Below are 15,027 nucleotides of genomic sequence, written 5' to 3' on the forward strand. Positions count from 1 at the left end.
CTGCGCGCCTGCAGGCCCGTTTCATGCGGGCAGCCGTGCCATCGACAGGAGAAGGGCCCCGGATGCCGGCATCCGAGGCCCTTCTCTGAGAGGTTCGTCAGCGCTTGCCGACGATCTGGCGGCCGACGAGGTCGCGCATGATCTCGTTCGTGCCGCCGTAGATGCGGTGCACACGGGCGTCGGTGAAGGCGCGGGCGATCGGGTACTCCATGATGTAGCCGTAGCCGCCGTGCAGCTGCACACCCGTGTCGAGCACCTCCCACTCGCGCTCGGTCGCCCAGAACTTGACCTTCGCAGCGTCCTCGGCGGTGAGGGTGCTGTTCTTGTAGGCGAGCAGCGCACGGTCGATGTACGCCCACATCGCGTCGGTGGTCGCCGCCATGTCGGCGAGCCGGAAGCGGGTGTTCTGGAAGTCGGCGATGCGCTCGCCGAACGCCTCACGATCCTTCGTGTAGGCGACGGTCCAGTCGAGGGCGGCCTGGGCGGCAGCGGCCGCGGCCACGCCGATCGACAGACGCTCGAGCGGCAGGTTCAGCATCAGCTGGATGAAGCCCTGCCCCTCCTTGCCGCTGATGAGGTTCTCGTCGGGGATGAACACGTCGGTGAAGCTGAGCTCGGCCGTGTCCCAGCCGTGGAAGCCCATCTTGCTGAGCTTCTTGCCCTGATCGAAGCCCTCCATGCCCTTCTCGACGAGCAGCAGGCTGAACGCGTCGGGACGGTTGCCCTCACCGGTCTTGACGAAGGTCACCACGACGTCGGCCGTCGAGCCCGACGAGATGAACGTCTTGGCGCCGTTGAGGATGTAGCCCCCGTCGACCTTCTTCGCGTTGGTCTTGATGCCGCGCAGGTCAGAGCCCGCGCCGGGGTCGGTCATGGCGAGCGCACCGAGCACCTCGCCCGTGGCCATGCGGGGCAGCCACTTCTCCTTCTGCTCCTGCGTGCCCATGTGCACGAGGTAGGGCACGGCGAGGTCGTCCTGGATGCCGAAGGCACCGGCGAGCGACCCTGCTCCGGAAGCGATGACCTCCTCCATGACGATGGTGCGGAAGCGGTAGTCCTGCAGCATGCCGGCACCGCCGAACTCCTCGGGGACGGACAGTCCGATCAGACCGGCCTCGCCCGCGGCCAGCATCGTCGCCCGGTCGATCTCACCCGCGGCATCCCACCGCTCGATGGCCTCGTTGTTCACGTGGCGCTTGACGAAGTCCTTGACGAGGTCGCGGAAGGCCTCGTGATCCTCTTCGTAGATGTCGCGTTCCATTGCGTCCTCCCGAACGTTCGTGCGTCATTGCTCCGGCGATTCTATGCCGGGTCGCCGACACCGCGACAGCTCGTTGTGAGAATGCATCCCACAATCCGTGAGACTCGGTACCGCGATTGTCGGATGCCGCAATGCGGTCGCACACGCGCCGCTGTCACTGCGCTCAGTGGGCGTAATCAGGGGCCGCGGGGAGCCCGAAGAACTCCTCCAGCGTGTGATACCCGCCGTGGTGATACGCCGCCGCGAGCTCGCGTCCGAGATATCGCAGGTGCCAGGGCTCGGGCTTGTATCCGGTGATGCCGGAGCCGACCTGCTCGTAGCGCACGATGAAGCCGTACTCCCAGGCGTTCGCCGCGATCCACTGCCCCTGCACCGTCGCGCCGAACGACTCGATGGCTCCGCACGACGAATCGCACGCCACGAGATCGAGCGCCAGCCCCGTCTGATGCTCGCTGTGACCGGCACGCGCCGACGAGGCGTCCGCACCCGCCTGCCCGCTGTTGCGCACATGGGAGGCGTGGGTCACGACCTGCAGCTCATACGATCGGTAGCCGTTGTTCGCTCCGATGCGCCCCGCGCCCTCTGCGGCCGCCGCATCCGCCATCTCTCCGACCGCCGCGGCGACGTCCGTCCGCGCCTGACCGGAGCGGGTGGTCATCTGCAGCGGAAGGTCGGCGAGCGACGACGGCGCGAAGGAGACCGGAGCGAGCGGACGCGCCTTGTTGACGACGACCCAGACGTGAGCCGGGTCGTCGAGCGCGATGCAGGGTGCGTTGCCCGCCACGACAGCGGAACGGAAGCTCTCGCCACCCCCGAAGCCGGCGATGATCGCCGCATCGTCGGCGACGGCTATCGCCTCGAGCACGCTCGGCTCCGAACACGGATCGGCAGCGGTGGTCGCACCGACCTCGACCGCCGGCACCTCCTGCACGACGGACGGCTGCGGCATCGCCAGCTCGTCGGTCGTCTCGGCCACCGGCGCACCGGCCAGCGACAGCAGGACGCCGATCGCCGTCGCCGCGAGACCGATGGGCAGTGCAGGTCCGCGGATCGGGGACCGCGGCGCCGCATGCTGAGGCTGCGGCGGGAAGAACATGCTTCCATTGTCCCTCATGTCCATTCGAACAGAATTCACACGCTCGGTTGACGGAGTATCGTCTTTATGTTCGAATGGAGGACATGCGGTGGCAAGGACAGAAACTCGGTGACGTCGACGCCGCTGCGCTGCCCGGCCTCGAAGATCGCTCCAGCGCGCTCCGCACGGTGACCACGCCGGAGTTCGCAGGCATGACGTTCCATGAGGTGCTGTCGAAGTCGGCCCTCAACCATGTGCCCGGCGCATCGCGCATGCCGTTCGCCTGGACCATCAACCCGTACCGCGGGTGCAGCCATGCCTGCGTCTACTGCTTCGCGCGGGGAACGCATGAGTATCTCGATCTCGACGGCGGATCGGACTTCGATTCGCAGATCGTCGTGAAGGTCAACGTCGTCGAGGTGCTGCAGAAGGAGCTGCGTCGCGGCAGCTGGGAGCACGAGACGGTGGCTCTGGGCACGAACACCGATCCGTATCAGCGCGCCGAGGGTCGGTACAAGCTGATGCCGGGGATCATCGATGCCCTCGCGACGTCGGGCACACCGATGTCGATCCTCACCAAAGGCACCCTGATCAGGCGCGACATCCCGCTGCTGGTGCGGGCGGCGCAGCGTGTTCCCGTCGACATCCAGATGTCCATCGCGATGTACGACGACGATCTGCAGAAGGCGATCGAACCCGGGACTCCGACGACCCAGGCACGGCTCGACACGGTACGCGCACTGCGGGATGCCGGCTTCCGCGTCACCGTCTTCCTGATGCCGATCATGCCCCACATGACCGACTCGGTCGAGGCGATCGACACCGCCCTGCGGCGCATCAAGGAGGCCGGAGCGAGCCGCGTGATCTACGGCGCCCTGCACCTGCGCGCCGGAGTGAAGCCCTGGTTCATGCAGTGGCTCGAGGGTTTCCGCCCCGACCTCGTGTCGTCGTATCGCGGGTTGTACCCCGGAGTCTCCGCCGAGGCGCCGAAGGGCTACCGCCAATGGCTCGCGAAGCGCGCACGGCCGCTGATCAGACTGCACGGACTCGATGGGCAGCACGAGGACGACTACCCCGTGCGCGGCATCCGGGCTTCTGCACCGCACGGGAGGCCGGCGCCCGCATTCACGCCAGCGCCCGCCCCCGCACAGCCGATGCTGTTCTGAACGCCGGTCCGGTGGAGCGTCGGAGGTCGGGAAGCCACCCCCGGGGCGCGTAGGCTCGAGCGTTATGGCTACCGGCTCCACGATGCACACGTTCGACGTCCAGTTGGCCGACATGGATCGCGGTGTCTACGACGACTACTCGCTGCGCGTGGCGCGGCATCCGTCCGAGACCGACGCCTACATGCTGACCCGCGTGCTCGCCTATGGACTCGAGTTCACCGAGGGCATCGCATTCGGCGGCGGCATCTCGCAGACCGATGAGCCCGCCGTGCTGGTGCGCGACCTCACCGGGAAGACGACGGCGTGGATCGAGGTCGGCGCCCCCGATGCAGAGCGCCTCCACTACGGCAGCCGCCTCGCCGAGCGCACCGTCGTCTATACGCACCGCGACCCCGCGAAGGTCATGGCGCCGTGGGCCGACAAGCGCATCCACCGCTCCGAGGACCTCCGGGTCTACAGCTTCGACCCCGGCTTCATCGACTCCGCGGCACCGCTCATCGCACGCCGCAACACGATGACGCTCACCGTGACCGAGCAGGTGCTCTACCTCGACCTCAACGGCACGACACTGACCACGGCCATCCACGAGCACCAGCTCGGCTGAGCCGCCGCTCGGAAGGAGATCACGCGCTCCGTAGGAGCGATCCGACGCGTCAGCCCTTCGGAGTGAGAGATCTCCTTCGCAGGACGCGCACCCGACCGCACCGCGCATCCCTGTGCCGCAGATCGGCCGAGCAAACGACGAAGGCCCCGCCGCCGCGAATGCGGGAGCGAGGCCTTCGAACGTGACGGATCAGGCCGTGAGGTCGGCGGCGGTCGGCACGCGACCGGCGATCTCCTCGATCAGGTCGTCGTCGATGCGCGCGTTCTCGAATGGCGCGTCGATCTCCGCACGCTCCAGCAGCTCGGTCATGCGACGCTGGCGCTGACGCGTGATGAGCGTGACGACGCGTCCCGAGCGACCGGCGCGGCCGGTGCGGCCTGAACGGTGCAGGTACGTCTTGTACTCGTCAGGAGCGTCTGCCTGCACGACCAGGTCGATGTCGTCGACGTGGATTCCGCGGGCGGCGACGTCGGTGGCGACGAGCACGTTCACGCGACCCGACGTCAGGCGCTCCAGGTTGCGCGTGCGCTTGGCCTGGTTGAGGTCACCGTGCAGCGAGACCGCGGGGATGCCGGCGTCGTCGAACTGCTCGGCGAGCATGTCGGCGTAGGCGCGGGTGCGGGCGAAGACCAGGGTCTTGCCGTCGCGGTCGACGAGCGAGGTGAGGATCTCGGCCTTGTCGCGGTGCTCGATCACGAGCACACGGTGCTCGATGGTGCTCGAGTCCTGATCTTCACCGGCGACCTCGTAGACGGCCGGGTCGACGAGGAACTCATCGACGAGTGCCGCGACCTCACGGTCGAGCGTGGCCGAGAAGAGGAGCTTCTGGCTGCCGTCGGCCGTGTGACGCAGGATGCGCTGCACGGGCTCGACGAATCCGAGCTCGCACATGTGGTCGGCCTCGTCGAGCACCGCGATGCGGCAGTCGGAGAGGTCGAGCTTGCCCTGGTTGATGAGGTCCTCGACACGACCGGGGGTGCCGATGACGATGTCGACGCCCTTCTTCAGCGCACCCACCTGACGGCCCTGCGGGACGCCACCGTAGATCTGCGTGGTGAACAGGCCGACGCTGCGGGCGATCGGCTGGATGGTCCGGTCGATCTGCAGTGCGAGCTCGCGCGTGGGAGCGAGGATGATCGCGCGCGGCGAGCGGCCGAACTCACGGCGCTTGCCCGCCTGCGACTGCAGCACGCGCTCGACGAGCGGTGCGCCGAAGGCGATGGTCTTGCCTGAGCCGGTGCGGCCACGGGCGAGGACGTCGCGCCCCTCGAGCACGGCCGGGATGCTGGCCGCCTGGATGGGGAACGGAGTCGCCGCACCCATGCCGACGAGGGTCTCGACGATGTTGGATCCGAGACCCAGGTCGCCGAAGGTCACACCGTCGACCTCGACCGCCGCGACGGACTTGGCCTCGAGGCGCTCGTGCACGACGTCGTCCGTCGGCTCGAACTTCTTGGCGGGTGCCGCGCTCGATGTGGCGTTCCAGTCGTTACGGCTGGGTCGCTCATTGCGCGACGGCCGCCCGCGGGTGTCCGACGTCAGCGGGCGGGGACGATCGGTGCGGTACGCGCCACCGGTCGAGGGACGCGAACGCTCGTCACGCCCACCCTCGATCGACCGCTGCGTGCGGTCGCGGTCGAAGGCACGGCGTGCGCGGTCGGCGTCGTAGGAACGCTCGGCGCCGCGGTCATCGCGACGCGGGCCCGCGCCACGGTCGTCACGACGCGGGCGGTCGTCACGGTCGAAGCGGGGACGCTCGGATGCCGCGCGGTCGAAGCGCGGACGCTCGGTGCGGTCGCCCGAACGCGGCGAGCGGTCGTCGCGGTTGAAGCGCGGACGCTCGGATGCGCCGCGGTCGTCGCGGAAGCCGCCGGAGCGCTGGTCACGGCCCGGACGTCCGCCATCGCGGTGATCGTTGTCGCGGAAGCCCTGGCGCTGCGTGCCCGCACCGCGGTCGTCGCGGCGCGGACGCTCGTCGCGCTGGCCGCCGCGCTCATCGCGGTACGTACCGGGACCGGTCGGACGCTGGCCGCCGCGGTCATCGCGACGCGGACGGTCGAAGCCCGTGGAGGAACGGTCGTTGTAGCGGGGGCGCTCGGCACGATCGTCGAAGCGCGGACGCTCGGAACCGCCGCGGTGCGGTGCCTCGCGGCGACCCGACTCCGCACGGTTGCGGATGCCACGGGCCTCATCGCGACCCGCGCGCTCCTGCGAGGACCAGCGCTGCTTGGGTGCGCCCTCTTCTGCGGGACGGTAGCCGCGGTGGCTGGCGCTGCGGCTGCCGGGACGACGGTCGAAGCCGGCCGCCGGGGTGCGCCGCTCGCCGGCATCCGCTCGTCCGCCCCGCACGTCGCGGGAATCGCGGGTGTCGCGAGCGCTGTCGCGCCCACCGGCGTGGCGGTCGTGGAACGAGGTCTTGTTCGCGCCGTAGCGCGGCTCGAAGTTGGCGGAGGGGCGTCCGCCGCGGGGCTTCTTGTTCTTGGGCATGGGTGTGTCCTTCTGAGTTCTCGCACGAGAACAGCGCCGCGCACACGCGCGAGCACCCAGCGCCGGATCGGATGCGATCGGACGGGGTTCCGGACTGTCAGCGGCCGGGGCCATTCATGTGATGGTTGATTAGCGTCGAGCGACGCTCACCATCGGCCCCTGGACTCACACTTCTTACACAAAAACGTCCGCGCCATGCGCGGGTGTCCGAAGCCGACCCATCAAGTGTAGCGGTCGCACCTGAAAAACCGCCCAGCCCCATCGCGGATGCTGCTCGCCATACGATTGCGGAGTGAACTCCGCATCCCCCACCGGCACACAGGTGCACCTCCAGCTCGGCGACGTCAGCGCTCAGATCGCGCAGGTCGGCGCATCCCTCCGCTCGCTCCGCATCGGATCCGTCGATCTGATCGCCCCGTATCCGCTCGACTCGCCGACCCCGTCCTGCTCGGGCGTCGTGCTCACGCCCTGGCCGAATCGCGTCAGGGATGGAGTCTGGAACGACGAGGGCACCGAGCGGCAGCTCGCGATCACCGAGCCGAAGTTCATGAACGCCAGCCACGGGCTGCTGCGATTCACGGCCTACGCGATCGAGGAGACGGCGTCGGCGACGACGCTGAGCGCCACGATCGTGCCGCAGACGGGCTACCCCTATCTCGTCGAGACCAGTGTCACCTACGTGCTGCGTGCCGACGGGATCGACGTCACGCACGCGCTGACCAACCGTTCCGCCACTGCGGCACCGGTGGCACTCGGCACGCATCCGTTCGTGACGATCGGCGACGTCGACCCGCACGAGCTCGTGCTGCGGGTGCCGGCGCAGACCGCGTTCGACACCGACGAGCGCATGCTCCCCACGGGCACGCACCCGGCGGATGCCGCGCTGCGCGACGGAGTGCGCATCGGCGATGTGAGCCTCGACACCGGATTCACCGACCTCGACCGTGATGCCGACGGGCTGGTCCGGCACTCGCTGACCGCCCCCGACGGTCGGCGACTCACCCTCTGGCAGGGCGCCGGGTTCGACTTCGTGCAGGTCTACACGACCGACAAGTACCCGGGCCAGTCCCTCGCGGTGGCGATCGAGCCCATGACCGCGCCCGCCGATGCGCTGAACAGCGGTGTCGGCCTGCGCCGCCTCGCCCCCGGTGAGACCTGGACCCTCGACTGGGGCATCACGCTCGACTGAGCTCGGCGGCGCCCGCTCCACAACTCAGCCGGAAACGGCTGACGCCCGCCCGGAATGAAGTTCCGGGCGGGCGTCAGACTCTGTCGTGCGGAGGACGGGACGGCGAGGGCGACTACTCGCCGCGCTCGCGCAGCTCCCGGCGCGTCAGCTGATTCGCGTGCGGCAGCGACGAACCCGATTCCGCCGAGCCCGATTCCGACATGCCCGCGCCGGCCAGCGCCAGATCGCCCGAAGGACGAGGGCCGTCCGAGGGGTCCGAGTCGCCGTTCGGTGCAGAGCCGTCGTCGCCCGACCCCGCCTTGCGGGCGCGTCGACGCTCCTTCGCACCCTCGACCAGGTTGTAGAGCGTCGGCAGAACGATCAGCGTCAGAACGGTCGATGAGATGAGTCCACCGATCACGACGATGGCGAGCGGCTGCGAGATGAACCCGCCGTGCCCGGTGATGCCGAGTGCCATCGGGGTGAGCGCGAAGATCGTCGCCAGCGCCGTCATGAGGATCGGACGCAGACGCTTCTCGCCACCGGCCTTCACCGCATCGATCGTCGACAGCCCCTTCTCGCGATACTGGTTGACGAGGTCGATGAGCACGATCGCGTTCGTCACCACGATGCCGATGAGCATCAGCACACCGATCAGCGAGGCGACGCCGAGCGGCACACCCGTGACGATCTGCAGCAGGATCGCGCCCGTGGCCGCGAACGGCACAGAGACGAGCAGCAGCAGCGGCTGACGCAGCGACTTGAACGTCGCGACCATCACGACGTAGACGATCAGGATCGCGGCGAGCATGGCGAGCCCGAGCTGCGAGAACGAGTCGGCCTGCTGCGAGGCGACACCGCCCACCTCGGCCGACGCGCCGTCAGGCAGCTCGACCGCGGCCAGCGCCTCGGTGACCGACTGGGTCGCCACGGCGAGGTTGTCGGATGCCGGGGGCACCGTGATCGTGGCGGTGCGGCGTCCCTGCTCGGTGGTGATGGAGGTCGGGCCGTTGCGCTCCTCGACGGTCGCGATGTCCTGCAGCTGCACCACACCGGTGGCACTCGGGATGGTGAGCTCACGAAGCGCCTGCGCGGTGGCGGGCGGCTCGGATGCGGCGAGGTAGATCGTCAGCGCGGTGTCGTCGATCTCGACCGTGCCCACCTGCTGGGGGCGCATCGTGTTCGAGACGATGGATCCGACGGCGACCTCCGACAGTCCACGCTGCGCGGCGGCGTCGCGGTCGACGACCACGGCCAGGTACGGCAGAGCCGCGGCGAGGTTGTCGGTGACCTGTCCGATGCCGTCCCGACCGTCGAGCTCGTCCACCACGGCGGTGGTGGCGGTCTGCAGGTCTTCGGAGTCGGATGCCGAGACGGTGATCTCGATGTCGCTCGAGCCGAGTCCGGCGGAGGCGGCGACCGACACCTCGCCGACATCGGTGAGCCCCTCGATCGCGTCCTGCACGTCGGCTCGGAGCTTCTCCTGGTCGGCATCCGCGTCGGTGAGCACCGAGTAGGTCACGCCGGCTCCGCCCGAGAACGCGTCACGCAGGGCGGATCCGCTCGAACCGATCGAGGCCTGCACGTGGGTGATGCCGTCGATGTCGAGCAGTGCGCCCTCGACGGCGATCGCCGCCTCCGACTTGGTCTCCAGGCTCGCGGTCGGGCCGAGGTCCTGCGTCACCGTCATGGTGTTCTGACCGGAGTCGCTGAGGAAGTTGATCTTCATGAGCGGTGCTGCGGCGAGCGTCGCACCGAGCACCACGACGGCGAGCACGACGGTCAGGCCGGAGTGCTTCAGCGTCCAGCCGAGGATCGGACGGTAGCCCTTCTGCAGTCGCGTCGGCGGAGCGTCCGGGTCCTCCGGGTCGATCTGCACGCCGTTCTCATCGAGCAGCGGCTTGCCCGGGCGGAGGAACCAGTACGCGAGCACCGGCACGATGGTCAGCGAGACCAGCAGCGACGCGACCATCGCGATCGACACGGTCATGGCGAACGGCCGGAACAGCTCGCCGACCATGTCGCCGACGAACACGATGGGCAGGAAGACGGCGACCGTCGTGATGGTCGAGGATGTGACCGCCATCGCCACCTCGCGCACCGCCAGACGGATGGCGTCTCCCTTGTCGGCATCCCCCACATAGTGCCGTTTGATGTTCTCGATCACGACGATCGAGTCGTCGACCACACGGCCGATCGCGATCGTGAGCGCGCCGAGGGTGAGGATGTTCAGCGAGTAGCCGAACGCCTGCAGCCCGATGAAGGTGATGAGCACGCTGGTGGGGATCGAGATCGCCGTGACGAGCGTCGAGCGGATCGACAGCAGGAACACGAGGATGACGATCACGGCGAAGACGAGTCCGAGCAGGCCTTCGGTGGCGAGCGTCTCGATGGACTGCTGGATGAACGGAGCCTGGTCGAAGATGATCGTGAACTCGGCGTCGGGGAAGGCCTCGCCGATCGTGTCGAGCGCGGCGATGACACCCTGCGACACCTCGACGGTGTTCGCGGCCGGCAGCTTGGTGATCGAGATCGAGAGGGCGTCCTTGCCGTCGACGCGCGAGATCGACGAGATGGGGTCGCTCTCCTGCACCACCGTGGCGACGTCGCCGATGCTCTCGGTGGTGCCGACGAGCGGCAGCGCCGCGAGTTCATCGACCGAGGTGATCTTCGCGCCGGTCTGGACGGTGAGCGTCTGGCCGTTCTCGGTGATGTCGCCGCCGGGGAACAGCGTGCCGTTCTGCTGCAGCGCCGTGGTGATGGCCTGCGTGCTCTGACCGATCGCCGCCAGCTTCGCGACGTCGGGTGTGATCGTGATGCGCTGGCCGACGCCGCCGATGATCTCCGCGGCGTTGACACCGTCGACGTCTTCGAGTTCGGGGATCGCGACGCTCTGCAGCTCGGCCTGCGCGTTCTCGGCGTCCTCGAAGCCGGTCACGGCGACCTGGATCACCGGGAAGTCATCGATCGACACCGTCAGCACCTGCGGACTCACGTCTTCCGGCAGCTGCCCCGAGATGCGGTTGATCGCCTGCTGGATCTTCTGCTCGGCGGTCGCGAGGTTGGTGCCGTAGGCGAAGGTGGCCTGCACGATCGAAGCGTTCGTCGTGCTCGTGGCGGTCGTGCCCTCGAGGCCGGGGACACCCTGGATCGCCGACTCGATGGGGGTCGAGACGTCGTTCTCGACGACCTCGGGCGAGGCGCCGGGGTAGGTCGTCATGACCATCAGGTTGGGCAGCTCGAGCGACGGGATGAGCTCCTGCTTGAGGTTCGTCAGAGCGAGCCCGCCGAACACGGCGGCGACGATCGTGATCAACGCGATCAGTGCGCGGTTCTTCAGACTCAGGACGGCGAGGTTCGACAAGGCGGATTCTCTCTCTGCGGATCAGGCGGATGCTGCGGCGGTGGGTGCGGAGGTGGACGCCTGACGAGTGAGGATCCCGGCGAGGGCGTCGCGGATGAGCTCTTCGTCGAGCGGCTCGTCGTGGATCTGAGAGTGCCAGAGTACGCCGTCGATGAAGACGGCTGCGGCCCTGGCTCTGTCGACCCCGTGAACGGGCGCGATGAAGCCGACGATCTCGTCGGACCACAGTCGCGCGAACTGCCGGACGCGCGGGTCATGCACCGCGGCGGTCACGACGGCGCGGTCGGCCTGGACGGCGCGTGCGTCCTCGAGCCCGCGGCGCACGAGGCGCGCGAGCCCCTCTGGCGTCACTCCCTCGATCACGACGGCCCGTCGTGTCGCGTCGATGCGCGCCTCGATCTCGGCGGCCAGCGCTCCGATCGCCGCTTCACGCAGATCGTCGAGCGTGGCGAAGTACTGCGTCGTCGATCCCAGCGGCACTCCCGCCCGGGCTGCGACCTTGCGGTGGGTGAGTGCGTCGACGCCGATCTCGACGATCAGCTCGGCTGCCGCGGTGATGATCTCGCGACGGCGCGCTTCAGGATCGCGGCGGCGGCGCGTGCCATCGCTCATCCTGACCCCCAGCGCGATCACCCCTGTACGGGCGTACATGTACGTTTGTACATTCTGCATCGCGAAGCTGTGGGTTCGCCCGGATCCCGGCGTCGACGGTCAGAGCGTCGACCCGAGCGCCAGCCCGAGACCAGCGGCGATCAGCCCGAGCAGCAGCATCCCGATGGCGTTGACCGCGGATGCTCTGCGCTGACCGTCTCGCCACAGCACGACGGTGTCGAGCATGGCGGTGCTGAACGTCGTGTATCCGCCGAGAAGACCGGCCCCGACCACGAACGACTCGGACGGCAGTGCCGTGGTCAGCAGGCCCAACGCGAACGATCCGGTGAGATTGACGACGAGGATGCCCCAAGGGAGGCGGCGTCCGACGACCTTCGACACACCGAGGTCGATGACGTACCGGAGGAGGGCTCCCACCCCTCCGCCGAGCGCGGCCGCGACGAACAGCAGCGGAGTCATGCCCTCCCTCCCGCAGGGAGCGTCGGTCGACGCGGGCGTCCGAGTCGCAGGCCCGCCGCGGCGGCGGCGAGTCCCAGGACCAGACTGGCGGCCGCATACGCGAATGCGAGCACCGGGGCGTCGCCCCAGAGCGCGACCGTTCCGGTCATGAACGCGCTGTAGGTCGTGAAGCCGCCGAGCACGCCCGTGCCGAGCAGCAGTCTGAGCTCCCTGGCGCCGGGCAGGCGCGCGGCGAGAACGCCGATCAGGAGCGATCCGAGCACGTTCACGACGATGGTCGCGAGAGGCACGCCCCCGACATCCGGCATCAGCAGACCGATCGCGAGCCGAGCGGCGGTGCCGATGCTCCCGCCGACGAAGACGAGGAGCAGGCGGCGAAAGGTCACGCGGCAACTCTATCCGCGCCATTGCAACGCATCCCTCGAATGTCAACCCGTTGGGCGAAGCCGGTCGGCAGGCGAAGACTGAGGCCATGAAGCCACTGTGGAAGCTCGACCGGACCCCGCCCATCGGCACACCGTTCGACCCCGGCGCACGACACGACGTGATCATCGTGGGTGCGGGCCTCACCGGCCTCAGCACGGCGGTCATGCTCACGCGCGCCGGTCTCGACGTCGCCGTGATCGAGGCGGGATCCGTCGCCGAGCTCGCGACCGGCGGCAACACCGGCAAGCTCACCCTGCTGCAGGGGAAGCGTCTCGCCGAGATCCGCAAGCACCACTCCGCGGCGCTCGTGCAGGCCTACGTCGAGGGAAATCGCGAGGGCATGGACTGGCTGGTCGGCTTCGCCGATCATGCGGGAGTCAGCTACGAGCGACGGATCGACCACTCGTACGCGCAGGACGCCGGCGGCATCGACTCGGTGCGCGAAGTGCACGAGGCGGCGCGGGAGGCGGGCCTCGAGACCAGGATGCTCACGCGAGGAGAGCTGGCCGGTGCGGCCTTCCCTGCGGCGGGAGCCGTGGCGCTCGACGACCAGGTGACCATCGATCCGGCACTCGTCACCCACGCGCTCGCGGACGAGCTTCTCTCCGCCGGAGGAACCCTGCACACCGGCGTCCGGGTCACGGCGACGCATGCGCTGCCCGACCCGCGAGTCGAGACGCCGCTCGGCCCGATGTTCGCCGATCACATCGTGATCGCGACCGGGTACCCGATCCTCGACCGGGGACTCTACTTCGCGAAGATGCGCGCCTTCCGCTCGTACTGCGTCTCGTTCCGCCTCCCCGGCGGCGTGCCGGACAGCACGTTCATCTCGGTCGACAGCCCCACGCGCTCGATCCGCCCGGTGTCGGATGCGGACGGCCCCGGCGGTCCTGCGCGACTGGTGGTCGGCGGAAACGGCCATTCCGTCGGCCGCTCGGACGGCGAGACCGCCGCGATCGACGATCTGGTCGAGTGGACGAGGCGGTACTTCCCGGATGCCGAGGAGACCCACCGCTGGTCCGCCCAGGACTATCAGTCGAACAACCAGATCCCGTTCGTCGGCGCCATGCCCCGGGGTCTCGGCCGCATCCGCTTCGCGACCGGGTACGCCAAGTGGGGCCTGTCGAACGCCCCCGCCGCCGCCCTGCGTCTCACCGCGGAGATCCTCGGTGCGAACTGGCACGACCGACCGTCGTGGATGGTCAAGATCGGCACGAGGCTCACCGTGCCGGCCGATCTGGCCCGCGGGGCCATCGAGGGCGCCAAGGTCGCCGCCGCCGCGACGACCGGGTGGGTCGACGCCGAGCGTCGCCCCGTGCCGGTCCCGAAGCCGGCAGAGGGCGAGGGCGTGGTCGCGAACCGCAGCGGCCGACCCGTGGGCATCTCGACGGTCGACGGCGTCACTCGGGCCGTCTCGGCCGTGTGCCCGCACCTCGGAGGCGTGCTCGACTGGAACGACGCCGAGTGCACGTGGGACTGCCCGCTGCACGCCTCGCGCTTCACGGCGGACGGCACGCGCATCGAGGGGCCGGCGCTGCAGGACCTCAAGCCCCTGCCCCGCAAGATCGGCGGCTGAGGCTCAGCCCGCCGTCGGCGCTCCGGCGCCCGGCGGCGGCGCGTCCCATCCCTGCTGCGGCTGGTCGCAGTTCTCGCGGAACACGTACTGCGAGGCGAGCTTGCGCTGATGGCTCGACCAGTCGATGGCCGGGCGGCGCTGCTCGGGCGGCAGATAGCCGAGGCGGTACACCGCCATGAGCTCGAGGTCGTCCGGCACGCGCAGCAGCTTCACGATCTCGTCCCACTGCCCAGGGACCTCCATCGGGAACGAGATGAACTGGATGCCCATGCCGAGCTCGACCGTGGTGAGCCAGACGTTCTCCATCGCCGCGCCCATGCTGAACACCGAGTAGAACGACGACAGCTGGCCCGGTCGGTACTCGCTGCGATCGAGCATCACGCCGAGCAGCAGCGGCGATCCCGCGACGAGCTTGTGATTCTCCTCCCCGAGGGTCTTCGGCACCCCGAACGTGTTCATCAGCTTCTGGCCGCGCTTGGTGAACACCTGACTCGTGAACGGGCGGAGGGCCGCGGGGAGCTTGTCGAACAGCATCCCGCTGCGCTTCTCCTCCATCTCGGCCTGGCTGAAACGGAAGTACGGCTTGTAGCGTTCGAAGAACGTGCCGTTCGACATCGCCTCGGTCATGCTGTCGCCCGAGATGCGGGCGATCTTGTCGATCGTGTCGCGGTTCTCGACGACCACGAACCGCCACGGCTGGCTGTTCAGCTGCGACGGCGCCCGACCTGCCGCCTCCAGCAGGATGCGCTGATGCTCCTCCGATACCGGGTCGGGCAGGAAGGGCCCGTTCGTGGTCTTGCGGCGGCGGATGGCGTCGAGCAGTTCCATG

12 protein-coding genes are annotated in these 15,027 nt (G+C 69.0%); 4 read left to right on the plus strand and 8 right to left on the minus strand.

All coding sequences use genetic code 11. From position 1 onward, the window contains the following. Window positions 1-97: 97 nt before the first annotated feature. Window positions 98-1,261 (minus strand): acyl-CoA dehydrogenase family protein, encoded by a 1,164-nt coding sequence (locus BEP68_RS00315; protein WP_053098639.1) that lies wholly within the window; start codon window positions 1,259-1,261, stop codon window positions 98-100. A gap of 163 nt (window positions 1,262-1,424) precedes the next feature. After that, the gene (locus BEP68_RS00320) at window positions 1,425-2,357 is read right to left on the minus strand and encodes a M15 family metallopeptidase (protein WP_053098638.1); all 933 of its coding nucleotides are present in this window, start codon (window positions 2,355-2,357) and stop codon (window positions 1,425-1,427) included. A gap of 83 nt (window positions 2,358-2,440) precedes the next feature. Here BEP68_RS00320 and BEP68_RS00325 point away from each other — a divergent pair, with 83 nt between their 5' ends. Together BEP68_RS00325 and BEP68_RS00330 are read left to right on the plus strand one after the other, a co-directional pair. Beyond that, window positions 2,441-3,502, plus strand: a complete 1,062-nt coding sequence (locus tag BEP68_RS00325) for an Rv2578c family radical SAM protein (protein ID WP_187248906.1) — start codon at window positions 2,441-2,443, stop codon at window positions 3,500-3,502. A 64-nt stretch (window positions 3,503-3,566) separates the two neighbouring features. Then, window positions 3,567-4,106 (plus strand): YaeQ family protein, encoded by a 540-nt coding sequence (locus BEP68_RS00330; RefSeq protein ID WP_053098637.1) that lies wholly within the window; start codon window positions 3,567-3,569, stop codon window positions 4,104-4,106. Window positions 4,107-4,295: 189 nt separating this feature from the next. On the opposite strand, the gene BEP68_RS00335 is transcribed toward BEP68_RS00330, so the two are convergent. Further along, window positions 4,296-6,593, minus strand: a complete 2,298-nt coding sequence (locus BEP68_RS00335; protein ID WP_187248907.1) for a DEAD/DEAH box helicase — start codon at window positions 6,591-6,593, stop codon at window positions 4,296-4,298. Window positions 6,594-6,885: 292 nt separating this feature from the next. Between BEP68_RS00335 and BEP68_RS00340 the strand changes: the two genes are divergently transcribed. Then, window positions 6,886-7,782, plus strand: coding sequence for an aldose 1-epimerase family protein (locus BEP68_RS00340; RefSeq protein ID WP_187248908.1), 897 nt, complete (start codon window positions 6,886-6,888; stop codon window positions 7,780-7,782). Between the two features lie 112 nt (window positions 7,783-7,894). Here the strand turns inward: BEP68_RS00340 and BEP68_RS00345 are convergent, their stop codons facing one another. The 4 genes from BEP68_RS00345 to BEP68_RS00360 all read right to left on the minus strand — a co-directional run bounded on the left by BEP68_RS00345 (window position 7,895) and on the right by BEP68_RS00360 (window position 12,582). Continuing rightward, window positions 7,895-11,125 (minus strand): efflux RND transporter permease subunit, encoded by a 3,231-nt coding sequence (locus tag BEP68_RS00345; RefSeq protein ID WP_187248909.1) that lies wholly within the window; start codon window positions 11,123-11,125, stop codon window positions 7,895-7,897. A 21-nt stretch (window positions 11,126-11,146) separates the two neighbouring features. Next, on the minus strand, window positions 11,147-11,737 hold the full coding sequence (locus BEP68_RS00350) for a TetR/AcrR family transcriptional regulator (RefSeq protein WP_187248910.1): 591 nt from the start codon (window positions 11,735-11,737) through the stop codon (window positions 11,147-11,149). A 99-nt stretch (window positions 11,738-11,836) separates the two neighbouring features. After that, window positions 11,837-12,196: a fluoride efflux transporter FluC gene (locus tag BEP68_RS00355; protein WP_187248911.1), complete on the minus strand. Its 360-nt coding sequence runs from the start codon at window positions 12,194-12,196 to the stop codon at window positions 11,837-11,839. Next, window positions 12,193-12,582 carry a fluoride efflux transporter FluC gene (locus tag BEP68_RS00360; RefSeq protein ID WP_187248912.1) on the minus strand — a complete coding sequence of 130 codons (390 nt, stop codon included), beginning with the start codon at window positions 12,580-12,582 and terminating at the stop codon, window positions 12,193-12,195. The genes BEP68_RS00355 and BEP68_RS00360 overlap by 4 nt, the downstream gene beginning before the upstream one ends. Window positions 12,583-12,668: 86 nt before the next feature. Here BEP68_RS00360 and BEP68_RS00365 point away from each other — a divergent pair, with 86 nt between their 5' ends. Next, window positions 12,669-14,198 carry an FAD-dependent oxidoreductase gene (locus BEP68_RS00365; RefSeq protein WP_187248913.1) on the plus strand — a complete coding sequence of 510 codons (1,530 nt, stop codon included), beginning with the start codon at window positions 12,669-12,671 and terminating at the stop codon, window positions 14,196-14,198. Window positions 14,199-14,201: 3 nt separating this feature from the next. On the opposite strand, the gene BEP68_RS00370 is transcribed toward BEP68_RS00365, so the two are convergent. Next, complete coding sequence (locus BEP68_RS00370) at window positions 14,202-15,026, minus strand: nitroreductase family protein (RefSeq protein ID WP_053098629.1); 825 nt, start codon at window positions 15,024-15,026, stop codon at window positions 14,202-14,204. Between the last annotated feature and the right edge of the window lies 1 nt (window position 15,027).

Source organism: Microbacterium sp. 4-7 (assembly GCF_014332665.1).
Taxonomy (GTDB): Bacteria; Actinomycetota; Actinomycetes; order Actinomycetales; family Microbacteriaceae; genus Microbacterium.